The 22,594-nt window shown below is 72.6% G+C and carries 18 protein-coding genes; 13 read left to right on the top strand and 5 right to left on the bottom strand.

Features of this window, described 5'->3' with window-relative positions:
• From D450_RS33745 to pdxA, 5 genes are all read left to right on the top strand, one after another.
• The coding region (locus D450_RS33745; RefSeq protein ID WP_017540631.1) for an MFS transporter at window positions 1-1,048 on the top strand (1,048 nt) is incomplete at its 5' end.
• A gap of 96 nt (window positions 1,049-1,144) precedes the next feature.
• On the top strand, window positions 1,145-1,930 hold the full coding sequence (locus tag D450_RS0121050; protein ID WP_017540630.1) for a DeoR/GlpR family DNA-binding transcription regulator: 786 nt from the start codon (window positions 1,145-1,147) through the stop codon (window positions 1,928-1,930).
• Window positions 1,931-1,950: 20 nt separating this feature from the next.
• Window positions 1,951-3,378 carry a GntP family permease gene (locus tag D450_RS0121045; RefSeq protein ID WP_017540629.1) on the top strand — a complete coding sequence of 476 codons (1,428 nt, stop codon included), beginning with the start codon at window positions 1,951-1,953 and terminating at the stop codon, window positions 3,376-3,378.
• 9 nt (window positions 3,379-3,387) lie between these two features.
• Window positions 3,388-4,725, top strand: a complete 1,338-nt coding sequence (locus tag D450_RS0121040) for a four-carbon acid sugar kinase family protein (protein WP_017540628.1) — start codon at window positions 3,388-3,390, stop codon at window positions 4,723-4,725.
• A gap of 100 nt (window positions 4,726-4,825) precedes the next feature.
• Window positions 4,826-5,851, top strand: coding sequence for a 4-hydroxythreonine-4-phosphate dehydrogenase PdxA (pdxA, locus tag D450_RS0121035; RefSeq protein ID WP_026128682.1), 1,026 nt, complete (start codon window positions 4,826-4,828; stop codon window positions 5,849-5,851).
• 64 nt (window positions 5,852-5,915) lie between these two features.
• On the opposite strand, the gene D450_RS32695 is transcribed toward pdxA, so the two are convergent.
• Window positions 5,916-7,238 carry a NaeI family type II restriction endonuclease gene (locus D450_RS32695; protein WP_161631156.1) on the bottom strand — a complete coding sequence of 441 codons (1,323 nt, stop codon included), beginning with the start codon at window positions 7,236-7,238 and terminating at the stop codon, window positions 5,916-5,918.
• Between the two features lie 529 nt (window positions 7,239-7,767).
• Here D450_RS32695 and D450_RS0121030 point away from each other — a divergent pair.
• On the top strand, window positions 7,768-9,015 hold the full coding sequence (locus tag D450_RS0121030; protein WP_017540626.1) for an amidase family protein: 1,248 nt from the start codon (window positions 7,768-7,770) through the stop codon (window positions 9,013-9,015).
• Between the two features lie 1,490 nt (window positions 9,016-10,505).
• On the opposite strand, the gene D450_RS0121020 is transcribed toward D450_RS0121030, so the two are convergent.
• Complete coding sequence (locus tag D450_RS0121020) at window positions 10,506-11,351, bottom strand: thermonuclease family protein (RefSeq protein ID WP_017540624.1); 846 nt, start codon at window positions 11,349-11,351, stop codon at window positions 10,506-10,508.
• Between the two features lie 362 nt (window positions 11,352-11,713).
• Entirely contained in the window at window positions 11,714-14,137 is a 2,424-nt protein-coding gene (locus D450_RS0121010; protein ID WP_017540622.1) for a Tex family protein, read from the bottom strand.
• A gap of 246 nt (window positions 14,138-14,383) precedes the next feature.
• Between D450_RS0121010 and D450_RS0121005 the strand changes: the two genes are divergently transcribed.
• The gene (locus tag D450_RS0121005) at window positions 14,384-15,526 is read left to right on the top strand and encodes a VLRF1 family aeRF1-type release factor (protein ID WP_017540621.1); all 1,143 of its coding nucleotides are present in this window, start codon (window positions 14,384-14,386) and stop codon (window positions 15,524-15,526) included.
• Between the two features lie 480 nt (window positions 15,527-16,006).
• Window positions 16,007-17,464 carry a hypothetical protein gene (locus D450_RS0120995; protein WP_026128681.1) on the top strand — a complete coding sequence of 486 codons (1,458 nt, stop codon included), beginning with the start codon at window positions 16,007-16,009 and terminating at the stop codon, window positions 17,462-17,464.
• Window positions 17,465-17,497: 33 nt separating this feature from the next.
• Here the strand turns inward: D450_RS0120995 and D450_RS32690 are convergent, their stop codons facing one another.
• Together D450_RS32690 and D450_RS0120990 are read right to left on the bottom strand one after the other, a co-directional pair.
• Window positions 17,498-17,674 (bottom strand): DUF397 domain-containing protein, encoded by a 177-nt coding sequence (locus D450_RS32690; RefSeq protein ID WP_083932727.1) that lies wholly within the window; start codon window positions 17,672-17,674, stop codon window positions 17,498-17,500.
• Window positions 17,671-18,483 (bottom strand): helix-turn-helix domain-containing protein, encoded by an 813-nt coding sequence (locus D450_RS0120990; protein ID WP_026128680.1) that lies wholly within the window; start codon window positions 18,481-18,483, stop codon window positions 17,671-17,673. The genes D450_RS32690 and D450_RS0120990 overlap by 4 nt, the downstream gene beginning before the upstream one ends.
• A gap of 179 nt (window positions 18,484-18,662) precedes the next feature.
• On the opposite strand from D450_RS0120990, the gene D450_RS34050 reads away from it, so the two are divergent.
• From D450_RS34050 to D450_RS0120965, 5 genes are all read left to right on the top strand, one after another.
• Window positions 18,663-18,809 carry a hypothetical protein gene (locus D450_RS34050; protein WP_169541694.1) on the top strand — a complete coding sequence of 49 codons (147 nt, stop codon included), beginning with the start codon at window positions 18,663-18,665 and terminating at the stop codon, window positions 18,807-18,809.
• Complete coding sequence (locus tag D450_RS0120980) at window positions 18,806-19,129, top strand: hypothetical protein (protein ID WP_017540617.1); 324 nt, start codon at window positions 18,806-18,808, stop codon at window positions 19,127-19,129. Before D450_RS34050 ends, D450_RS0120980 begins: the two co-directional genes overlap by 4 nt.
• A gap of 103 nt (window positions 19,130-19,232) precedes the next feature.
• Window positions 19,233-20,090, top strand: coding sequence for an alpha/beta fold hydrolase (locus D450_RS0120975; protein WP_017540616.1), 858 nt, complete (start codon window positions 19,233-19,235; stop codon window positions 20,088-20,090).
• 252 nt (window positions 20,091-20,342) lie between these two features.
• Window positions 20,343-21,122 carry an ArsR/SmtB family transcription factor gene (locus D450_RS30805; RefSeq protein ID WP_017540615.1) on the top strand — a complete coding sequence of 260 codons (780 nt, stop codon included), beginning with the start codon at window positions 20,343-20,345 and terminating at the stop codon, window positions 21,120-21,122.
• Window positions 21,119-22,591, top strand: coding sequence for an MFS transporter (locus D450_RS0120965; protein ID WP_152520880.1), 1,473 nt, complete (start codon window positions 21,119-21,121; stop codon window positions 22,589-22,591). The genes D450_RS30805 and D450_RS0120965 overlap by 4 nt, the downstream gene beginning before the upstream one ends.
• Window positions 22,592-22,594: the final 3 nt, after the last annotated feature.

Here is a 22,594-nt window from a genome sequence, read left to right as displayed (position 1 = left end):
CCGCCCCGCCCGCCCCGGTGCGCTCCTCGCGGCCGCCCTCGCCGTCTACGCCGGCGGACTCGGGCTGGCCGCCGCGGGGATCGGGCGCGCCCCGCTGGGCGCCGTCCTGGCCGTCGCCGCGGGAGCCGGGCTCCTGGCCCCCGCCGTCTCCAGCGGGTGGAGCTCGCAGCTGCCCCGCATCGTCGCCCCCTCCGCCCTCGCCCGGGTGAGCGCGTTGGACGCGATCAGCTACAGCGCCGCCGCGCTGCTCGGCCCCGTGCTCGCCGCCGCCGTCGCCTGGGGCGCCGGGCCCTGGGGCGCCGCCGCGGCCGCCGTGGCGCTCATCGGGGCGGCCGCGGCCGTGGCCCGGGGGCTGCCGCCGGGGCGTGCGGGGACGGACGGGCCGCCCCCGCCGCGGCGACGCGCGCGGCCGGCCGCCGAACTCGCCGAAGGGGTGCGCACCGTGGCGGGCGTTCCCGGCCTGGCCCGCGCCACCGCGGTCTCCGCCCTGTCGATGGCCGCCGGAGGGATGCTCGCCGTGTGCTGGCCCCTGCTCGGGGCCGACGTGCTCGGCGCTCCCGAGCGCGGGACCCTGTTGGCGGCCCCTGCGGCCGCGGCCGCGATCACCGCCACCGCCCTGCTCGCCCGCCGCCCTGGCCGGCCCGCCCCCGACACCGTGCTCTGGGCGGCGGGGGCGCTGCTGTGCGCCTCCCCGCTCGCCGCGCTCGCCGCCACCGCGCCGGGCGTGCCCGCCGCGGCCTCCGCCGGGCTGCTGGTCCTGGCCGCCCTGGTCTGCGGAGCGGCCGAAGGCCCCCAGCTCGCCGCCGTCTTCGCGGCCCGGCACCGGGACGCGCCCGCGCCGGTGCGGGCCCGCGTCTTCACCATCGGCGCCGGGGTGAAGATCGGCGGCCTGGCGGCCGGCGCGGCGCTCGCCGGCGCCCTGGCCGAGCACGGCACGGCGGCGGTCCTCCTCGCCGCCGCCGGGACCGCCGCCCTGGCACCCGCCGTCTGCGCCGTGCTCACCGCAGTGCACCCCGACCGCGCGGCCCGAGGGCGCGACTGCGCGTAATGGTCGGAGAAGACGGGGAAGGGTTGTGTATTCTGCGTGTTTCGGTCATTCTATGCGGGTCAACATGATCGAAATGAGCAGACGGGGAGGATTGCGGTGCGCCACCAGAAGCTCCTGGACGCGGTCGCCGACGGCGTCCAGCGGGTCGAGGACCTCGCGCGCGAACTGGGCATCAGCCCCTCCACGGTCCGCCGCGGGCTGACCGAGCTGGAGCAGGCCGGCCGCGTGGTGCGCACGCACGGCGGCGCCGTGCCCGCCCCCGCCGGCGGCGAGCTCACCTGGGTGCAGAAGGGCCTGCGCAACGCCCCTGCCAAGCGCCGCATCGCCGAGCGCGCCGCCGAGCTGGTCGCCGACGACCACATGGTGGTCCTCGACGCCGGCAGCACCACCACCCTCATCGCCGAGCGGCTCGCCGGGCGCTCGGGCCCCACCGTGCTCACCACCGGCATGGGCCCGATGACCGCGCTGCTCGACGCCGAGGGCATCGAACTGGTCCTGGTCGGCGGCCGGGTGCGCCGCCGCCGCGGCGCCATGGTCGGCGAGTTCACCCGCGGCGTGCTCGACCGCGTCGCCGCCGACCTGGCCTTCGTCGGCGCCGACGGGCTGGTCCCCGGCCGCGGGATCAACTGCCCCAGCCCCGAGCTGGCCGCCGTCAAGGAGCAGCAGATGCGCGCCGCCCGCCGCACCGTCGTGGTGGCCGACTCCACCAAGGCCGGCTCCGACGCCGAGCCCTACTGGGCGCCGCTCGCCGGCCCCTACACCCTCATCACCGACGACGGGCTGGACACCCGCGCCCGCCGCGCACTGGAGGGCGACCCCCACTGCACCCTCCTCACAGTCCCCGCCCCGGGCGCACCCCGTACCCCTGCCCGGGGCGACTGACCCCGAGAAAGGGGGAGAACATGGATCCGCTCCTGCTCGCGGCGCTGCTGCTGGGCGTGGCCGCGGTCGTGGCGATCATCCTGTGGACGCGCCTGGACGCCTTCGTCGGGCTGCTCGCCGGCGCCCTGGTCACCGGCGCGGTGGCCGGCATGTCCCCGGCCGACCTGCTGGAGACCGTCACCGGCGGCTTCGGCAGCACACTGGCCGGGATCGGCATCGTCATCGGCCTGGGGGTGATGATCGGCAAGGTCCTGGAGGAGAGCGGCGGCGCCGACGCCCTGGCCAAGATGTTCGTCCGGCTGGCCGGCAAGGGCCGCGAGGACGTCGCGATGACCGCCACCGGCGCGGTGGTCTCGGTCCCGGTCTTCTGCGACTCCGGCTTCGTCATCCTCCACCCGCTGGCGCGCTCCCTGGCCCGCCGCTACGGCAAGCCGCTGGTGGGCCTGTCCCTGGCGCTGGCCGGCGGCCTGGCCATCACCCACCACCTGGTGCCGCCCACCCCCGGACCGCTGGCCGCCGTCGGGCTGCTCGGCGCCGACCTGGGCACGGTGATCGTCGCCGCGCTGGCCATGGCCGTGGTGCTGATGCCGGTCGTGGTCGTCTACTCCCGGGTGATGGGCCCGCGCCTGGAGCCCCGCCTCGACCCCGCCCTGGCGGCCGAGCGCGACGCGGTGCACGCCGGGGCCGCCGGCGGCGACGGCGCGGGCGCCCCGGGAGCCGGCTCGGGCGCGGTGCTCGGCGCCGACGGGCGGGACATCTCCGAGGAGCCGCCCGACCCGCCGGTCAGCGCCCTGCTCGCGATGGTCCCGCTGCTGCTGCCCCTGGTCCTGATCATCGGCAACACCGTCACCGGCGCCGCCGTCCCGGACTCGTTCCTCGCCCGCTTCGCCCCCTTCTTCTCCTTCGCCGGTGAGCCCGCCATCGCCCTACTCGTGGGTCTGGTGGCCGCCGTCTACCTGCTGCCGCCCAAGGGCACGCCGCGCACCACCGTCGTGGGCTGGCTGACCGCCGCGGCCGCCTCGGCCGGGATGATCGTCTTCGTCACCGGCGCCGGCGGCGCCTTCGGCGAGGTCCTGCGCGCCTCCGGCGTGGGCGACGCGCTGGCCGAGGCCGTCGCCGCCTGGCCGGTCCCGCTGGTGCTGGTGCCGTTCCTGATCGCCACCTTCGTCCGGCTGGCCCAGGGGTCGGGCACGGTCGCCATCATCACCGCGGCCACCCTCAGCGCGCCCCTGGTGCAGTCCTCCGGGCTCGACCCCGCGGTGGCCGTGCTCGCCGCCTGCTCCGGCTCGATGGTCTTCTCCTACGTCAGCGACTCCTACTTCTGGGTCGTCACCCGCTTCACCGGCCTGTCCGGCGGCGCGGCGATGAAGATGTGGAGCGGCATGACCACCGTGCTGTGGCTGGCCAGCCTGCCGCTGCTCGGCGTGGCGGCCCTGGTGCTGGGTTAGGAGAGGGACATGGCCCAGGTACTGGTCGTGGCCGACGACCTGACCGGCGCGAACGCCACCGGTGCGCGGTTCGCCCGCGCCGGGATGCGGGTGGCCGCCGTGGCGCCCGCGCACGCGCCGCGCGCCGCCGCCGAGTTCGACGCGGTCGTCGCCGACCTGGACAGCCGCCACCTGCCGGCCGCGGAGGCGGCCGGCCTGGTGGAGGAGGTCATCGACGCGGTGTGGCGGGGCGGCCCCGTGCCGCTGGTGGTCAAGCGCACCGACACCACCCTGCGCGGCAACGTCGGCGCCGAGCTGGAGGCGGCCTGGCGGGCGGTGCGCGCCCGCACCGGCGGCCGGGCGCGGGTGCGGGCGCTGCTCGCCCCCGCCTTCCCGGCCTCCGGCCGGGTCACCGCCGACGGCGTCCAGCTGCTCGACGGCGTCCCGCTGGAGGAGACCGAGCTGGCCATGGACCCGCTCAGCCCGGTCACCGGCAGCGTCGTCACCGACATCGTGGCCCGCCAGAGCGACCTGCCGGTGCGGCACGTGCCGCTGCGCGATGTGACCGGCCCCGGGCTGGCCGACCGGCTGGCCGAGGGCGGGGAGCCGGTGGTGCTGTGCGACGCCCTGACCGAGCGGCACCTGGCCGCCGTCGCCGCCGCGGCCGCCGAGGTGCACCGGCGCGACGGCACCGTATGGCTGGCGGTCGACCCCGGCCCGTGCGGGGCGCTGCTCGCCGAGGCCCTCGGCCTGAGCGGGGGCGGCGGTGCGCTGGGGCCGCTGCTGGCGGTGGTGGGCAGCGCCACCGAGCTGACCCGCCGCCAGCTGGAGGCCGCCGCCCGGGCCGGCGGCGTGCGCTTCGTCGACGTCGATGCGCGCGCCCTGGCCTCCGGGGACGGCGGGCACACCGCCGCGGTCGCGCGCCGCCTTGAGGCCCAGCTGCGCGACGCCGCCTTCCCCGAGGCGGTCGTGGTGCGCACCGCCTCCAGCGCGCGCGACGTGGTGGAACTGTCCCATGAGGCGAAGCGCGCGCTGCCCGGTCGGCTGTCCGCCCTGGTCGCCGACGTTCTGGGGCGCGTCCCCGCCCCCTCGGGGCTCTACACCAGCGGCGGAGACGTCACCTCGTCGGTGCTGGACGCCCTGGGCGCCCATGCCTTCGAAGTCGGCGGGGAGGTCGTGCCCTTGGCCGTGCACGGGTCCCTGGCCGGAGGGCCTTTCGACGGGATCCCCGTGGTCACCAAGGGCGGCATGGTCGGCGACGAGGGAACGCTCATCGAATGCCTGTCCCGGCTGCGCACCTCCGCCCGTGCCCGCGCCCGGACCGTGCCGGCCGAGCTCCGGCGCGGGGAGCCGCAGGAGAACGCGTGAGAGGCCGCGGCCGCCGCACGCATGCATGACGCCACTCGGATGCACTCGGCCGGGGCGCGGAGGAGGCGCCCCGGCCATCGAACAGGGAGGGAAACCCGCTATGACTGAACGACCGACCCTTGCCGTGACCGTCGGCGACCCGGTCGGCATCGGCCCGGAGATCACCGTGCGCACCCTGGCACAGGTGGGATCCGGCGCCCCGGCGCGCGGTGTCGTGGCCGCCGACCCGGCCGTGCTGCGCCGCGCCGCGCGGGTGTGCGGCCTGGACGTGGAGGTCCGGGCCCTGGACTCCTGGACCGGCCTGCCCGAGGAGCGGGACGGGGTCATCGACTGCTACGACATCGCCTCCCTCGGCGACACCGAGCTGCCCTGGGGCGAGGTCGACGAGCGCGCGGGCCGGGCCGCGGTGCGCGCCATCGAGGCGGCGACCCAGGCGGCCATGGACCGCGAGGTCTCGGGGATCGTCACCGGCCCCATCAACAAGGAGGCCATCTGGGCGGCCGGCAGCGAGCACCTGGGCCACACCGAGATGCTCGGCGCCCTGACCGGCACCACCCGCCAGAACACCATGTTCGTGGTGCGCGGCAAGAAGGTCTTCTTCGCCACCCGGCATGTGTCCCTGCGCAAGGCGCTGGACCAGGTGAGCGTGGACCAGCAGACGGCCGCGATCGAGGAGGCGCTGACGGCGCTGCGGGTCTTCGGCCACGACGAGCCGCGCCTGGCGGTGGCCGCGATCAACCCGCACGGCGGGGAGAACGGGGCGTTCGGCGACGAGGAGATCGAGCACCTGGCACCGGCGGTGGAACGGATGCGGGGACGCGGAGCCGACGTGGCCGGGCCGGTCCCCGCCGACTCGGTCTTCCACCAGCTGCTGCAGGGCCGCTACGACGGCGTCCTGTCCCAGTACCACGACCAGGGGCACATCGCGGCCAAGACCTTCGACTTCGACGGCACCATCTCGGTGACCGTGGGACTGCCGATCCTGCGCACCTCGGTCGACCACGGCACGGCCTTCGACATCGCGGGCACGGGCAAGGCCGACCCGGCCACCATGACGTCCGCCTTCCTGCACGGCGCCGAGTTCTCCCACTTCGCCGACCGCATCCGCGCCGAGTACGGCGGCTGACAGCAGTAGTCCCGCATCCGCCCGTACCGCCGCCCCCGGCCGAACAGTTCCGGGGGCGGCATCGTCATTCGGGGGAAATGAGGTTGATGGTCATAAATTCTCCTGGATGTATTTTTGGCAGCCCCAGAAATTTGGCGGTGTCGATATCTTTTTGACGTCCTCCGCTAAGAATGGTCAATCCCTCATTTGCTAAGGTCATTCTCGAGGCCCTGATTCTCTTGGTGGCGTCTTCTTGCATCGACACAGTTGTTGCTGCGGTCAAGCTGATCGGGCGCTGTCTGACGATGCGGAACAGTGCGTCGATCCGCTTCTGTGCGGTGGAAAAGGAGAAGATTTCGTTAATTGTTTTGTCTGGCAGTGCTAGGAGGGTGTTTGGTGGCAGAGGGGAATCTCGGAAGATCCATGTGATGAGCTTCATTCCGGAGGGGGTGAGGGAGCGCTTGCCGTCGCGATTGGCGCCTGAACTCAAGTGTTCTGGGTCCGCCCGTACTGTGCCGAGGCTCCAAACCGATTTCTTGTCGTTGGCGGTCACCAGAAATGTGGGCTTGCCGATCTGTCCGCTCGAGATTACCCATTTCATGCGCCAACTAAAAATTACTTCGATATCGATGTCACCTACTTGTACGTAGTTATCCTTGCTTCTTGTTCGCACATTTCCTGCCTCTGAGAGGGTGGTGGACAGGTAGCGAGTAAGCTCAATTTTAATGAGGGAGGCAAGGTAGGTGCGCTCGCTCTTCGTGAGTTCGAATATGTCGAATCGGCCTGTCCGGGCCCCGTAGAGAACGCGGTCGATGGAATCACGGATCGCTTGCGAGCCACGATATCCGTGTGGGTCGGATCTTAGAATGTCGTGTTTTATGTGTTCAAGAATTTTCTCGTCTCGATCGTGTCGTCTTGTGTTTATCTGATTCCGGGAAAGGGGAAGGCGTTGGTTGTCATATTCCTGTGCTTCACTAGAATCCGATGTAGTTACTTCGATTGTCTTGCCTTGGCTGGGAATGAGTGAGGGGTCTCGCAACCGTGTTAAATCTCGAAGGATCGCTCGGAGTGTGTTCTGAGTGTCGATCTGAGATTTCTGAATACTTGTCAACGTGTTTTTGAGTTCAATAATTTCATTTCTCAGGTCGCTTTCATTTCGATCGTCACTGCTCCTTGTGGGGGGTTTTGATGCGTTTGTGCTTCGCGCGTTTCGGAGGAGCCTCTGGGCTTCTTCGCGTAGGATCTCAGTCTTTTCTGGCGGTGCGCACAGTGTGACGACAGCGTGAACTAGGCGTCCGTCGCGTGCCAGGCCTTTGCCTGCCAGTCTCGCTGAAAGAGTTGAGTAGCTGGGGGGATTGGCTTCGTAATGCTTGGCGGTTAGTTTCTTGCTGAAGGTGCGCAAGCTCATGGAGTCGGAAATGAGTTGCCGGAGGAAATTCGCCAGTGCGGCAGTGTCCGGGTCCAGGGTTCTCGTGTCCGACCATGGGCGTCCGCGTCGCCGGGAGGGGTTTCCCATTATGTTCCTTTAATTGATCAAATGGAATCACTCATTGATTTTGGTGATCAATCGATCAAGTCTGATGTCGTTTGGTGCATGCATCAGGCTGGTCCCTGGATGAACAACGCCAGTAGGGGGCTTCATGCGCCATCGCGTCACTGACCTGTGTGCCTTCGTATCCGTCCTTGTATCAACGGTCGCTATGATCGCGCTCGGAGCTTCGCCCGATCAAATCGTGAGCCTCTCGTCTGCGCTGGCGGTGCTCTACACAGTTTGGCGTCATGGGGGAGAGCCAGTGAGGAAAGATCGAGGTCAGCGGAGCGCGAGTGAAGACCGCCTGGATCCTGAGGCGTAGCGCAGTTTCTCCAGGTTGCCTGCGCCCTCAGCGGCTATGCTCAGGGCGCCGATGGCGCTCCAGGCGGAGAGGTGGGTCCCGTAGATGGCCGAGACCGGCGACGACCTCCACTGCTGGGTGCCGGACACCTTCGCCCTAGAGGCGCTCTCTGATGGCGCTTTGAGCGGGACCGCCTTTGCCGCCAAGGACCTCTTCGCCGTCGCCGGGCACACCTCCTCCTTCGGGCATCCCCGGTGGCGTGAGACCCACGGCCCCGCCCTTTCGACGGCGCCCGCCGTCACCGCTCTGCGCCACGAGGGTTCGCGCCTCGTCGGGATGGCCAAGCTCGATCAGCTCGCCTACTCCGTCGTCGGGGACGTGGGGGAGGGGACGGCCCCGCGGAACCCGGCGCACCCCGACCGGCACACCGGAGGGTCGTCCTCGGGAAGCGCCTCGGCGGTCGCCGGAGGCGCCGCGGACCTCGCGCTGGGCACGGACACCGCCGGTTCGGTGCGCGTCCCCGCCGCCTGCTGCGGCGTCCTCGGGCTGCGGCCGACGCACGGAGCCCTCGACTCCACCGGGGCGCTCCCGCTGGCCCCCTCGTTCGACACGGTCGGCCTGTTCGCCCGTGAGCCCGGGCTGCTGCGCGCCGCCTTCGACGCGGTCGCGGGCGTGCCCCGGGACGGGGGCCCGAATGCTTCCGGCTCGGAGGCCCACGGCCTGACCGCGGTCTCCCTCCCGGACGACCTCCAGGCCCTGGCCTCGGAGGCCACCGTGTCGGCCGTGCGCGGACTCGCCGTCCTCCTCGCGGGCGACCTCGGTGTGCCGCTGCTGCGCGCTGACCCGACTCCGCTGATCGGCGCCGGGCACACCGAACTCTTCACCCGCCTCCAGGCCGGCGAGATCTGGCGCGAGCACGCCGCGTGGGTCACGGCGAACGCCGACGCCCTCGCCCCGGACGTGCGGGAGCGGCTGAGGCGCTGCGCCTCCCTGGCCTCGATGCCCGAAGCCGACCACCGGGCCGACCTGGAGGGCCGGGCCCGCTACCGGGAAGCGTTCGCGCAGGCCTGCCCGCCCGGGGCGGTGGTCGTGCTGCCGGTCGTGGTGGACGGTGCCCCGCGCCGCAGCGCCGACCCCGCCGAGCGGAAGCGCTTCAGGGCGACGACGGTGCGCCTGTCGGCCCCCGCGAGCCTCGCCGGGGCGCCGCAGCTCACCGTCCCGGCCGACACCGAGGGGTTTCCCGGAGGGCGGGCCGTGGGCGTGGGCCTGCTCGCGGCCCCCGGCCACGACCGCGCGCTCCTGCACGCCGCAGAGGTGCTCTACTCGCGCCGACCGGCGCCGCGGGGGCACTGAGCGCACTCAGGCCCATGCGTCGGGGCAGCGGTCTCGGCCTCTGGGCCCAGGCGGGATGGGTACCGGTACTCACCCACGGCCGGGACACGCGTGATGGGATGGCCGCAGAGCGGCGCCGGGGCGAGGACGGAGCCCCGGCCCGCTCCCGAAGAGTCGAACCGGCGGAAGGCGGGACACGGTGTCGGAGGATGCGCGGCGCGCCCGTGAGGAGGCGCTGGGGCGGCTGGTCGAGCAGGGGACGCTCACCGCGGACCAGGCCCGGGCCGTCACCGGGGAGCTGGACCGGGCGGAGGCGCGCTCGGGCGTGCGCTGGGCCGAGGTCGTGGGCTACNTGGCCGCCGTCGCCACGTTCGCCGCCACATCGTGGGAGGACCTCGGTGTGGTCGCGCGTGTGGGGCTGCTGGCGGCGGCCGTTCCGGTCCTCGCGCTGGCCGGTGTCGTGATGGCGGGCGGCCCTAAGGCGCTGGCCCTGCCTCGGGACCGGGTGCCCAAGGTCCGGCGCCGCATCGGCGGCACGCTGTTCGCGCTGGCGTCGGTGGCGGCCATGTTCGCGGTCCAGGTGCTGGTCACCGACGGGCTCGCGCTCTGGGAGGACGATCTGCTCATCGCCGGGGCCGTCGGTCTGGCGGTGGCGCTCGGCGGGTACGCGCTGCTGCGGTCGGCACCGGGCGTGGTGGCCGCCTGGGCGATGAGCCTGATCACCGCCGGCGGGGTGCTGAACCGGGTGCACGAGGCGCTGGACACGGGCGGCGGCGGGATCTTCTACGGCGGGTCGGGCGCCATGGTCCTCAACGGCACGGGCTACATCCTGCTCGGCGCGGTGTGGGTCGCCGTCGCGCTGGCCGGGCCGGTGGCCGAGCGCGGGACGGCGATCGGCCTGGGGGCGGCGACGGCCGTGGCGGCGGCCGAGTTCCTGCCCTCGCCCTGGCACCACGTGGGCGTGGCGGCGCTGGCGGTCGCCCTCCTCGGCCTCTACGCCTGGCGCCGGACGGGGGCGCTGCTGGTCTTCGGCATCATCGCCACGACCATCGCGGTTCCGCAGGTGGTGTGGGAGGTGACCGACGGGGAGGTCTCGGCGGCGGCGATCCTGGCCATCGCCGGTGCCGTCCTGCTCGCGGCGAGCGGGACCGGCGTCCGGCTGCACCGGTCGGGACGGTCGGACCCGTCCAGCGGTGGCGGTGGGCAAGGCGGCGGAGAGAACGCTGAAGGCCCCGTCGAGAGCCCCGCTCCAGACGGGGGCGACGGCTCCTCGCGCCGGCTCCCCAAGGTCGATCCGAGGGACCCGGACGAGCGGTTGTAGGGGTTACCCCGCTGGCTGGCGACGAGGGGCCGCTGCGCCCCGGACGGAGAACCCCGAAAGGAAGAGAGATCACGCCAGGCCCCGAGCGGGAGCGCTCCTCAGCAGTGTGCCCCCGGGCGGTGACACTCCTGCGGAGCGCCGCCATGTCTTCCGGGGGCACGTTCTCCGGGGGCACAGGGCCGTCTGAGGGTCAGTCGCGCTTCCAGCGGGCGTTGGCCTCGCCGTCGTGGAAGTCGCAGTACAGGGTGTGGCCCGACGCGTCCAGGGTGGTCCTTCCCAGGTGGTCGTGCTTGCAGAACTGCCCGGCCGCGTAGTGCTTTCCGGACGGGGCCATGAGGATCCCGTCGTCGGGGGCGGCCGGCTCCTCAGGCTCTGCGGGTTCCGCAGGCTGAGGCTCCTCCAACTCCGGGGCCGCCGGCTCCTCGGGTTCCTGGGGCGATTCCGGTTCGGGCGGCGGCTCGGGCGCGCACTCGGTCCACAGCCCGTCGCCCGCCTCTTCGGCCGCGTCCGCCGCCTCCTGAAGCTCGGAGGCCCGGTCGGCCGAGTCGTCCGCGGAGGCGTACTCGGCGTGCCCGCTCGTGAGGAGGTCCTCGTTGACCCAGGTGCCGTCGGCGCTCCACACCTGTGCGAGCAGGCCGCTTCCCGAGTCGTCGGCGTCGCCGACGTAGACGGTGTCCCCGGGAGTGAGCAGAAGCTCGGTTCGGTCCGCGGCCTCCTCGGTGAAACACTCTCCGGACGAAGGAGCGTCGACGCCTGCGAGCAGCACCTCTGCGCTCTCGCCCTCGGCGAGCGGTCCGTCCGCCCCTTCACCGAGTGCCAGGACCTTCAGCGTGTCGGCGTCGAGGACCTCTTCGACCTCGGCGGTCTGGGCGTCCTCAGGAACCCCGTCGGGAAGCGCCGCGGCGGGCTCCGGGGACGCCGGCTCCGTCGCCTCCTGGGACGATCCGTATCCGTCCTCCGTGTCCACCGTCTCTGGGTCGCCGGTCGCGCACCCCGACAGCACCAGGGCGAGGACGCAGCCCACCGCCGCCGTCATCCGCGATGCGCGTCCCAGCCCGCTTCCAGGGGTGCGGGAGGCCGGCTTCGAATCCCCCTCAGGGGCCTCCGCAGGCGCTCTCCGCCCTGCGGTCGGGTTCGTGAAAGGCATGTCATCTGCGGCCATGATGGTCACCCGTTTCGCTGAAGCCACAGCATTCACTTCGCAAGAAGGAGGCAAGCCTAGTGGGATGTCGGGGCAAAAGTGGACAATCCTCGGCAAAGACGGGTGGGCCCGGAGTTTCGAGACCTTTGGTCCCCTGGAAGAGAGGACCGAAGTCCTCTGAGGCGGTGCGCCGGGCCCTTCACACGAAGAAGCGGGCGGGGTAGATCCCCGCCCGCTCAGTTATCGGTGCCCGTGCGTCAGCGCAACCGGTCCAGGCCCGCCTTGCGGAGGGCTTCGGCCATGGCGCCGTTCGGCTCGGAGGAGCCGCCGCGGTCGCCGCCCCGGCCCTTGCCGCCCTTTCCACCGCGGCCGCCCTGACCGCCTTGGCCGCCCTGACCGCCGCGTCGGCCTCCCTGGCCCCCGCGGCCGCCCCGGCCTCCGCCGCCGGCGCCGTCCTCGCGCTCGGCGCGGCCGTCTCCCTTGGCGGTGCCGTCGATCTCGTCGTCCAGGCGCATCGTCAGCGAGATCCGCTTGCGCCGCACGTCGACGTCCATCACCTTGACCCGGACGATGTCGCCGGGCTTGACGACCTCGCGCGGGTCCTCCACGAACCGCTTGGCCATCGCGGACACGTGCACCAGCCCGTCCTGGTGCACCCCCACGTCCACGAACGCCCCGAAGGCGGCCACGTTGGTGACCGTCCCCTCCAGGATCATCCCCGGCTCCAGGTCGGACAGCGTCTCCACGCCCTCCTTGAAGGCGGCCGTGGCGAACGCCGGACGCGGGTCGCGCCCCGGCTTCTCCAGCTCCTTGAGGATGTCGCTGACCGTCGGCACACCGAACGCCTCGTCGGTGAAGTCTTCCGGGCGCAGCGTGCGCAGCGTCTTCCCGTCGCCGATCAGGTCGCTCAGCCCCGCCCCGGTGCGGTCCAGGATGCGCCGCACCACCGGGTAGGCCTCCGGGTGCACGCTGGAGGCGTCCAGCGGGTCGTCGCCGCCGGGCACCCGCAGGAAGCCGGCGCACTGCTCGAAGGCCTTCGGGCCCAGCCGCGCCACCTTCTTCAGGTCCTCACGGGTGCCGAAGGCCCCGTTGCCGTCCCGGTGCGCCACGATGTTGTCGGCCAGCGTCGACCCGATGCCCGAGACCCGGGTCAGCAGCGGCGCCGAGGCGGTGTTGACGTCCACGCCGACCGCGTTCACGCAGTCCTCGACCACGCCGTCCAGGGTGCGCGAGAGCTTGGCCTCGGAGATGTCGTGCTGGTACTGGCCCACACCGATCGACTTGGGGTCGATCTTGACCAGCTCGGCCAGCGGGTCCTGGAGCCGCCGGGCGATGGAGACGGCGCCGCGCAGCGACACGTCCAGCTCCGGCAGCTCCTGGGAGGCGTAGGCCGAGGCCGAGTAGACCGACGCCCCCGCCTCGGAGACCATCACCTTGGTCAGCTTCAGCTCCGGGTGGCGCTTGATCAGGTCGGCGGCCAGCCGGTCGGTCTCCCGCGAGGCGGTGCCGTTGCCGATCGCCACCAGCTCGGCCCCGTGCTCGGCGGCCAGCCGGGCGAGCGCGGCCACCGACTCGTCCCAGCGGTTGCGCGGCGCGTGCGGGTAGATCGTGTCGGTGGCCACCACCTTGCCGGTGCCGTCGGTCACCGCCACCTTCACCCCGGTGCGCAGCCCCGGGTCCAGGCCGATGGTGGGGCGCCGCCCGGCCGGGGCGGCCAGCAGCAGGTCGCGCAGGTTCGCGGCGAACACCCGAACGCCCTCGTCCTCGGCCGCCTGCCACAGGCGCATCCGCAGGTCGATGTCCAGGCGCACGAACACGCGGGTCCGCCAGGCCCAGCGGACCGTGTCCAGCAGCCACCGGTCGGCCGGGCGGCCCCGGTCGGCGATGTCGTACCGGGAGGCGATCGCCCGCTCGTACACCGAGGGGCCCGGCTCGGCCTCCGCGCCGTCCTCCTCCGGCTCGGGGGACAGGGTCAGGGAGAGCACGTCCTCCTTCTCGCCCCGGAACAGCGCCAGCACCCGGTGCGAGGGCAGCGCGGTCAGCGGCTCGGAGAAGTCGAAGTAGTCGGCGAACTTCTCGCCCTCCTGCTCCTTGCCCTCCTTGACCTTGGACACCGCCCGGCCGCGCGTCCACATGCGCTCGCGCAGGTCGCCGACGAGGTCGGCGTCCTCGGTGAAGCGCTCGACGAGGATGGCGCGGGCGCCGTCGAGCGCGGCCTGGGAGTCGGCCACCCCCTTGTCGGCGTCGATGAAGCCCTCGGCACTGCCGTGCGGGTCCTGCCCCGGGTCGCCCAGCAGCAGGTCGGCCAGCGGCTCCAGCCCCGCCTCGCGCGCGATCTGCGCCTTGGTGCGCCGCTTGGGCTTGTAGGGCAGGTAGATGTCCTCCAGGCGGGCCTTGGAGTCGGCGGCCATGATGCTCGCCTGGAGCTCGTCGGTGAGCTTGCCCTGGGAGCGGATCGACTCCAGCACGCTGGTCCGGCGCTCCTCCAGCTCCCGCAGGTAGCGCAGGCGCTCTTCCAAGGTGCGCAGCTGGGCGTCGTCCAGGCCCCCGGTGGCCTCCTTGCGGTACCGGGCGATGAACGGGACGGTGCTGCCCTCGTCGAGCAACCCGATGGCGGCCGCCGTCTGCTTCCCGGCGACCCCGAGCTCCTCGGCGATCCGCTGTTCGATAGAGGTCGTCACGTTGCCTTGTCCATCTTCGTCGGATTGTCCACGCTGCATTCTCCTTGGGCACCGCCGCCTTGTCACACCGGGCGCCCGGATTTCTTGGAACCACCATGGTGCGATCCCGACCGACCGTTGATATGCGTCCTGATCTCCTGTTATGCAGGAAGGGATCTCGCCCCGGCCCACCGGGGGGAGCGCATCGCGAAGATTGGCGGGATGATCGTGCTCCTTGACCAGACATCGCTCCGAGACCTTGCGACGATGACGGACGACATGGGGGTGCTGTCCGTCTACGCCACCGCCGACCCGCGCGACCGGTCGTCCTCCCCCGCCTGGCGCCTGCAGATCACCAACGAGATCAACGCCTTGCGCAGCCGGGTGAGCTCGAACGGGGACAAGCAGCGCAAGGAGGCGGTGCTCGCGCGCCTGGAGGCGCTGCGGCCGCAGCTCGACGATGTCCTGGACAGCGGCGCCGAGTCGGGCATGGGCCGCGCCCTGTTCGCACCGGTCAGCAGCGACGAGGTGCGCCTGTACACGATGCAGATGCCGCTGGAGGACTGCGCGGTGCTGGAGCGCAGCGCCTACCTGCGGCCGCTGGCGGCGGCGGTGGCCACCGGAGCCCCGGCCGGCGTGCTGGCGGTCTCGGCCGACGGGGTGCGCGTGGTGGACCTGCGCTTCGGCGTGGCCAAGGACATCACCTGGATCCCGATCGAGATCGACGAGGAGGACTGGCGGCGGATGCGCGGGCCCGCGGGCGGCCACCCGAGGACGTTCAACCGCGCCTCGGGGCAGACCGACCGCTACGACCGCAAGGTCGCCGACCACATGCTGCGCCTGCTCAACGACATGCGCCCGCAGCTCAAGCGGATCGCCGACGAGTGCGGGTGGACGTCGGTGGCCATCACCGGGGAGCCGCAGCTGACCGAGCCGCTGCGGGGGCGGTTCGCCCAGGACAGCAAGCGGGACATCATCGTGCTGGGGCAGGTGGTGGAGACCCGCACGCCCCCGGAGATCGCGGCGCAGATCGGCCCGGAGATCGAGGCCGTGCGCATGCGGCGGGCCGAGGAGGGTGTGCGCAGGGCGCGGGACGCCGCGCTGTCCGGGAACGCGGGGGCCGTCGGCCTCAGCGACGTGCTGGGCGCCTTCCGTGAGGGCCGGGTGGCGCACGTGTTCCTGGACGGGGCCGTGCGCATGGCCGGGCACCGCTCGCCGGACGGGGGCTACTTCCCGGAGGACGAGCTGCCGCCCGGGGTGGACCGGGGCCGGATGGAGCCGGAGCAGGACCTGGGCGAGCGGATGATCGAGATGGCGCTCGCCAACGGCTCGGATGTGACGGTGCTGCCGCAGAAGGCGGCGCAGGTGCTGGAGGAGGACGAGGGCGTGGCCGCGCAGCTGCGCTGGTAGCGGTCGCGCGGGTGCCTCGGGCACCGATGCCGGTCCCGGCGCCGCGGCCGTGTCCCCGGCCGCGCGCCGGCGCCGTGCCGGCCCGGTGCCGGACACGTCGGAGGGGGCGCCCCGTCTCGGGGCGCCCCCTCCTCGTGTGCGCGTGCCCTGTGTCGGCTTCCTGGCCGCCGCGTCCGTCCTGCCCGTCCCGCCTGTCCCGTCCGGGGCGCAGGCCTCACCTGTGGGCCCGGTCGCTCTCGTGCTTCATCAGCATGCCCACGGTTCCCATCAGAGCCAGGATCCCGACGAGCATCACCAAGGCCATTACCAGGTTCAGTGTCATGGTTCCGGTGTCCATGGGGGTCTTGTACCCGCTGTGAACTGCGTCAATGTGCCTGCGCGGTTTCGGGCCCGGAGAAAGGCGGGCAAAGGGGGTGGGCTAACCTGGCCGAGCCTGGGTCCCGGGTGCGGGGATGCGGAGATTCGGGAAGAGGTTCAGGGATGCGTGTGGCCGTACGGGCCGGAGCGGCCGTGTGCCTGGCCGCGGTGGCGGTGCCGGTCGTGGGGGCGCCGCCGGCGCAGGCGGCGCCCGGCGGGGTCGATGCGGCGGTCGAGGCCTTCGCCTCCGGCGCCCTCGTCCACACCGGCGAGGGGGCCGCGGACGACGGGGGCGGGGCGGGCGCGAGCCCGGGGCCCGCGGAGGCCAGACGGGCCGAACAGGCAGGGGAGTTCGTACGCGCACGGCTGGGCAGCGCCGAGGTTCCGGTGCGGGCCGAGATCCTGGCCGAGGGCGATCCGGACTCCGCCGCGCAGGAGATCGCGGACCGGGTCGGGATGCGCGGGCTGTACGTCGCCGCGGTGGAGCGCGGCGGGGGCGAGGAGGCCGAGTTCGGCTGGTCGTGGGTCGGCCCCGCCCCGGTCGGCGACGAGGAGATCGACGCGCACCTGGCCACCTACCCGGGCGGGCCGCTGCAGCGCATCGCCGGAATCGTCGACCTGATCGACGGCGACCTGCGGCCGGCCGTGGAGGCGGCGGCCCGGTCCGGCGACCGGGTCTACGTCGACCCCTCCATCGCCGAGGGCTTCCCGCAGGCCGATGCCGAGGCGCTGGCCGAGCGGCTCGGGGGCGTGCAGGACGTGCGCGTCGCGGTGGTCCCGGCCCTGGCGGCGGGCGCCGCCGGGGGACGCGAGGAGGTGGCGGAGGCCATGCTCGCCCCGGTCGGCGATGCGGGCAGCGCGCTGCTGGCCGAGTGGGAGGGCGGCGCGTTCCGGCTGACCCCGGCCTCGGGGGAGGGGGGACCGGCCCCGAAGGAGATCACGTCGCTGCTGCCGGAGGCCCTGCCGGGAGAGCTGGGCGCGGCGGTGGGGACCTTCGCGGGGGCGGTGCACGGGGGCGTGGTCCGGGCCGCACGGGAAGCGCTGGCCGACCGGTACCTGTACGTGGACCCGCTGGCCGCCACCGACCTTGAGGAGGGGGACGCCGGGAAGGTCGAGGAGGCGCTGGCCGAGCGGGAGGAGCCGGTGCGGGTGGCGGTGCTGCCGCAGGGGGCGTTCCTGGAGACGGGGGCCACGGGGCCGGGCGAGGACGCGCTGGCCGCTTCGGTGGCGCAGGGCGTCGAGGGGCCGGTCGCGGTGTACACGGTGGACGGTTCCGGCGCGGTCACCGGGTACCCGGTGCGCGGCGGGGACGGCGTCGGCGGGAACTGGGAGTCCCTGGACAGCGCTGTGTTCTTCGGCAAGGCGGACGATTCGGTGCGGGAGTCGCTGGACGGCCTGCTGGAGGAACTGGGCGAGCGCCGCGTGCTCGCCGACGGCGGGGGAGCCGCCGGCGCAGGGGCGTCCGGGGTCCTCCCGGACCTGTCCCGCACCGGCTGGTCACTGATCGGCGGGGCGGTGGGACTCGTCCTGCTGGTCCTGCTCCTGCGCGGAGCGATCGTGTGGAGGAGAGCGAGACGCTGAAGGGCAGTGGAGGCAGGACGCCGCCCGTTCCCATCAGATCCGGCCGGATCTTGTCCCGGCGAGGAAGGCCGCCCACTCCGATCTGGAGAAGGCGAGGTGTCCGGCGGGCCGGTTCTGGGTGTCCCGGACCTTCACATCCCTAGGGGATCGGGCGACTTCTACACATTCGCTGGCCGCGCTGCTGTAACTCGACTTGATCCACTTTGTCATTGCAGTCCCTTCTTGATGTCGGCTATCAGCTGGCGAGATTGGGGCGGGGGCAGCGCCCAGGCCTGCAACTCACTCCAGATGGCGATCGCCCGGCGGACCTCCTCTGCGTCGTCCATCAACTGCCCTCCCCAGCCGTGGTCGACATAGAGGAGGGAACGGCGATCGCTGAAGCTGATGACGCGGAAGGCGCCGCCGAGGCCGCTGTGGCAGGCACTGGCCATGGGGAACACCTGGAGCTTCACCGTTCGGGTGTCCGCGAGTTCTTCCAGCCGGGTCAGCTGCTCGCTCATTGGAGCTGGAGAATCGAAGACCCGGCGGAGCGCGGCCTCGTCGATGATCGCCCACATCGCGGGACCGCCCTTGGAGAGGATGGCCTTCGAGCGCTTAAGCCTCAGGTCTACGAGACGGTCGATCTCGCTCTGAGAGGCGACAGGGCGACCGTGCAAGAAGACGGTGCGAGCGTACGCCTCGGTCTGGAACGCTCCTGGAACGAGGAGCGGGTTCCACGTTCTGATGTCCGTGGCCTCTTGCTCCGACGTCACCACCCGTCGGAACCACTCCGGGTCCGCCTCACCCTTCTTCGCCTCCGTCCAATAGCGAAGGAGGGTCCCTCTTGTACCCAAGACGGATTCTGTGGCGTCCACAAAGTCCCTTTTCGGTGCACGCGTGGCGCGTTCGACTTTACCGACAGTCGATGCGGCGAACGGTATCTGAGCAGCCAGTCCTCGAACCGTAAGGCCAGCTTGTTGACGCTGGCGCCGCAGCTCCGCCCCGAAGGCGGTCCAATTGGAGAGGGTCTTCTCTGTCATGTCTACAGAGTGCTGTACCTCGTCTACTTGTGGTTACTGTCTCGGACGATACAGCCACCGTGCTGTAGTCGGCATGGCGTCGTCACTCTCCGGCCACACAAGCTGGGCAGAGAGAGACCCCCGCGACGGTTGCACCCGTCCGGGGGCGTGGCCACCAGCTGCACAGGAGCTGACGACGCATGGACACTATCCGCCGCGACCGTCCCCGCGCACCCCGTGTGCGGCGCTACGTCCCGGCCTTCGAGGCCGCCCGCGCGATCACCGCCGTCCACCGCGCCCGCGACCTGCACCGGGTCCTGGCCGCCCTCCGAGGAGGCCTGCTGTGACCGGCGAGCGCGACCCCCTCCTGGACCTCCTGCGCGCCCACTACGGCCACCGCTGGGCCATCCGCCGCACCGACACCCTCTGGATCGCCACCGCCCGCGACCGCGACGCCGACCACGCGCCCACCCTCGTCCACCCCGACATCGGCCGCTTCCTGACCGAACTCGACGACCCGCCCCCGCGCGCCGGCCGCCCCTACCGGTCCCTCCTCGACACCGACCACTTCACCCGCCGCGCCCACGACCTCGCCGACGGCGTCCACCTCTACGACGACCACGGAGCTGAAACCGCCCCCGGCGACGATCCTCCACCGACCTGCTGACCGCCTCCGCCGCGGACCGGGGCGCGGGATCGTGTTCCGCAACGCCGCGTGCGGGGACGAAGAGGGGCGAACGGGCCACCGGCAACGGCGACAGGAGCGGCGCATGTCCCCGGCCCCCATCCAGTACCGCACGGCCGGGCTCGGCCGAGGGACGGTCCACTACCTGGAGTCCGGCGACTCCGGGTCGCCGCTGGTCCTGCTGCACGGCGGCGGGTTGGACAACGCCTGGTTGAGTTGGAAGCACGTGCTGCCCGTGCTGGCGGAGCGGCACCGCGTGTTCGCCCCCGATTGGCCCCGGCACGGGCGGTCCCGCACCTGGCGGGGCCGCGCCGACCAGCGCGGCCTACAAGACTGCCTCGAAGGGCTGCTCGACCACTGGGGACTGCCCTCGGCCGCGCTGGTCGGCCTGTCCATGGGCGGCAGCGCAGCCCTGGGCGTCACACTGGACCGGCCCGACCGCGTGGAACGCCTGGTCCTGGTCGATCCCGGAGGGCTGCAGCGGCGCGTCCGCGCCCACAGGGTCAGCTACGTCGCGGTGCGGCCGCCCTGGCCCCGTGTGACAGGGGCCGTGCTCGGAATCTCGCGGAGCGCAATGCGTCGGCTGCTCGCCGACAGCGTGTTCGTCTCCCCCATGGACGCTCGGGAACTGGACGACATCACCGACGGCGTCCTTGAGGAGCTGCGTGCCAAAGAGGGAGCGGGCCCTTACAGCGATTGGCAATTGGACGAGATCGGCCCCCGGGAGATGAAAGTGGACTTCACGGCCCGTCTCCCCGAGCTCACCCGGCCCACGCTGTTCGTCCATGGCGCCGACGACGCCGTCGTCCCGGTCGGCGTCGCCCGCAGAGCCGCCGGACTGGTCTCGGACTCCCGGCTCCGCATTATCGATGACTGCGGCCACTGGGCCCCACGCGAACGCCCCGCCGAGGTGGCCGCGGCCGTCCTCCACTTCTTGAGCTAGAGCGCGAAGAGGGGGACGGCGGGGAACCGCCGCGCTGACTCCGCGCGGAGGAGTGCGCGTCGCCGAGCCGGGGCCGGCCGGTGTGCCGTGACCGCAAAGAGGGCGCCTCCACGGGCGTTCGCTTTGCGGCCATGCGCTCCCGACGGGCGGAACGCGTCGACCGAACTTCCCTTTCACATGCGGTGATGTGAAGCGTGGCCGAATGCTGCCAACGAATCTCTGCAAAGAGGCCTCTGCAATAGCGTCCCGGCCATGGAAACGCACGACCGTGATGACGACCCGGCCCCCTCCAGAGGCGACGTCGGACCCCCGCAGCAGCGCGAGGTCGACGTCGAGACCCTTCGCGGGCTCGCGCACCCGCTGCGCATGAAGCTCCTCGAAGAACTCGCGATCCACGGCCCCTCGACCGCCACCGCGCTCGGCGCCCGGCTCGGTGAGAGCAGCGGTTCCACCAGCTACCACCTGCGCATGCTGTCCCGGTACGGCCTCGTGGAGGATGACCCCGACCACGCACCGGGCGGACGCGAGCGCTGGTGGCGACGGATCCCTGGCGGTCTGAGAATGCGCGGGTTCGATCGGCGCCGCGACCCGGCGACCCGGGAGGCCGCCGGCGTCGTCCTGGACGAGATCGAACGGGGGCGGCACGAACGCCAGGTGCGGTGGCGCGCCTTCACCGAAGAGCACCCGGAGGAATCCGCGCCCTGGATCGACGCCTCCACCGACAGCGACTACGTCCTCCTCCTCACCAGGGACGAGACAGCCGAGCTCACCGCCGACCTCGCCGCCCTGATGAACGAGTGGCGGCGCCGGACCCTGGAGAGGGACCGGTGCTCCCACCCGCATGCCGTACCGGTGGAGACGCAGATCTTCACCTTTCCCCACTTGAGAGCCCCAGGCTCGGCCCCTGTGGGCGGCTCGGCCCCGGAGTCCGAGGAGCGTGCTCCGATTGGGAACGGAAGCGTGAGCGGCCGCCGGACCCCTTCGCCCGGCGTGTCCGGTGGCGGGAGGGAGAGACGGGGGCCGACCCCGTGACCGGAAGCCCAGGCCCGACCGGCCCGCCGCGTTCGACCGGCTCGGCACCTCCGACCGGCCCGGCGCCCCCGGCCGACTCCGGCCGTCAGGATGGCGACGGCGCGCAGGGCGCCCGTGTCGCGGCCGCTTCGACCGCGACCTCCCGTGCGCGGCCGTCCCGCGGCCTCGGTCCCGGCTTCGGGCGCCTCTGGAGCGCGTACACGTCCGGGAACCTCGCCGACGGCATGGCGCTGACCGCGTTTCCCCTGGTCGCCGCATTCTTGACCACCGACCCGCTGCTCGTCTCCGGGCTGATGGCGGTTCGCTACCTCCCGTGGCTGTTGCTGGGTGCACTCGCGGGGGCGGTGGTCGACCGGGTCGACCGCGTCGCGGCGATGCGCGTGTCCGGGGCCGTGCGCGCGGGGACCATGGGCGTGCTCGCCCTTCTCCTCGCCACCGGGAGCGCGAACATCTGGGCGCTGTACGCGGCCATGTTCACCGTCATGACCTGCGAGACCGTGTACGACAGCGCTGCACGCGCCCACCTGCCGGCCCTCGTCGGCCGGGGGCGCCTCGACGCGGCCAACAGCCGACTCGAAGGCGGCAGGGTCCTCGCGGAGGACTGCGCCGGCGCTCCGGCGGCCGGGCTCCTGTTCGGCGTTGCCGCTCTGCTCCCGATCGCGGCGGGCGGGCTCGCCTTCCTGCTCAGCGCGGTCCTGCTGATCGGGATCCCCGCCACGGCCCGGCGGGCGGACCTTCCGGGCCGGGGCGGGGCGGTGCCCGAAGCCCGTCCGGCGGGGGCTGCCCGCGGCCCCGTCCCCAGCGCCGACGTAGGCCCTGACGCCGGTCCCGGTGCCGGAACGCCCCGCCGTGGCCTCGTGAGAGCCGTCGCCGCGGACACCGCCGTGGGGTTTCGGTTCATCCTCGGGGACCGCGTCCAGGCGGGCCTGGCGGTCTACGGCACCGGGTGCAGCATCGGTTTCCAGACGGCGAGCGCGGTCCTGGTGCTCTACGCGCAGCAGATCCTGGGGGTCCCTGCCCACCTGTACGGGTTCTTCCTGGCGTCGGCGGCCCTCGGGGCCCTCGCCGGGGCGCTCGCGGCCGCACCGCTGGGCCGCCGAATCCCCAAGGCCGTGCTGATCAGCGGCGGTTTCGCCCTGGTCGGTGCGGCGGTCGCAGGCATGGGTCTGGTCGCGTCGGCCGCGGCGGCCGCCGTCCTGTGGGCGCTGATGGGGTTCGCCAACTCGGTGGGGAACGTCCTCGCCCTCGGCGTCCTGCAGACCATCACGCCCGACCGCCTGCTCGGCAGGGTCCAGGGGGCGCGCAGGACGCTGGGCTGGGGGCTGGCTCCCGTGGGGGCGTTGCTCGGCGGGCTGCTGGGCCGTATCGACCTCGCGCTTCCTCTCGTCGTCGGGGGTTCGCTCGTCATGGCCATGCCGTTGCTGTTCTCGTGGGCGATCGTCGGGGCGGTCCGCCGGGCCGGGCTGTAGGGG

Source organism: Nocardiopsis halophila DSM 44494 (assembly GCF_000341245.1).
GTDB lineage: Bacteria > Actinomycetota > Actinomycetes > Streptosporangiales > Streptosporangiaceae > Nocardiopsis_A > Nocardiopsis_A halophila.
The sequence above is the reverse complement of the archived record's forward strand: the minus strand, read 5'-3'. Positions and strand labels throughout refer to the sequence as shown.

Coding starts and splice junctions, on each gene's coding strand:
- D450_RS0121040 (WP_017540628.1), top strand. CDS start 3,388: ATGGCCCAGGTACTGGTCGTGGCCGACGACCTGACCGGCGCGAACGCC.
- D450_RS0121020 (WP_017540624.1), bottom strand. CDS start 11,351: ATGACGGCGGCGGTGGGCTGCGTCCTCGCCCTGGTGCTGTCGGGGTGC.
- D450_RS32690 (WP_083932727.1), bottom strand. CDS start 17,674: ATGACAAAGTGGATCAAGTCGAGTTACAGCAGCGCGGCCAGCGAATGT.
- D450_RS0121045 (WP_017540629.1), top strand. CDS start 1,951: ATGGATCCGCTCCTGCTCGCGGCGCTGCTGCTGGGCGTGGCCGCGGTC.
- D450_RS30805 (WP_017540615.1), top strand. CDS start 20,343: ATGGAAACGCACGACCGTGATGACGACCCGGCCCCCTCCAGAGGCGAC.
- D450_RS0120990 (WP_026128680.1), bottom strand. CDS start 18,483: ATGACAGAGAAGACCCTCTCCAATTGGACCGCCTTCGGGGCGGAGCTG.
- D450_RS0121005 (WP_017540621.1), top strand. CDS start 14,384: ATGACGGACGACATGGGGGTGCTGTCCGTCTACGCCACCGCCGACCCG.
- pdxA (WP_026128682.1), top strand. CDS start 4,826: ATGACTGAACGACCGACCCTTGCCGTGACCGTCGGCGACCCGGTCGGC.
- D450_RS34050 (WP_169541694.1), top strand. CDS start 18,663: ATGGACACTATCCGCCGCGACCGTCCCCGCGCACCCCGTGTGCGGCGC.
- D450_RS0121030 (WP_017540626.1), top strand. CDS start 7,768: ATGGCCGAGACCGGCGACGACCTCCACTGCTGGGTGCCGGACACCTTC.
- D450_RS32695 (WP_161631156.1), bottom strand. CDS start 7,238: ATGAGCTTGCGCACCTTCAGCAAGAAACTAACCGCCAAGCATTACGAA.
- D450_RS0120975 (WP_017540616.1), top strand. CDS start 19,233: ATGTCCCCGGCCCCCATCCAGTACCGCACGGCCGGGCTCGGCCGAGGG.
- D450_RS0120995 (WP_026128681.1), top strand. CDS start 16,007: ATGCGTGTGGCCGTACGGGCCGGAGCGGCCGTGTGCCTGGCCGCGGTG.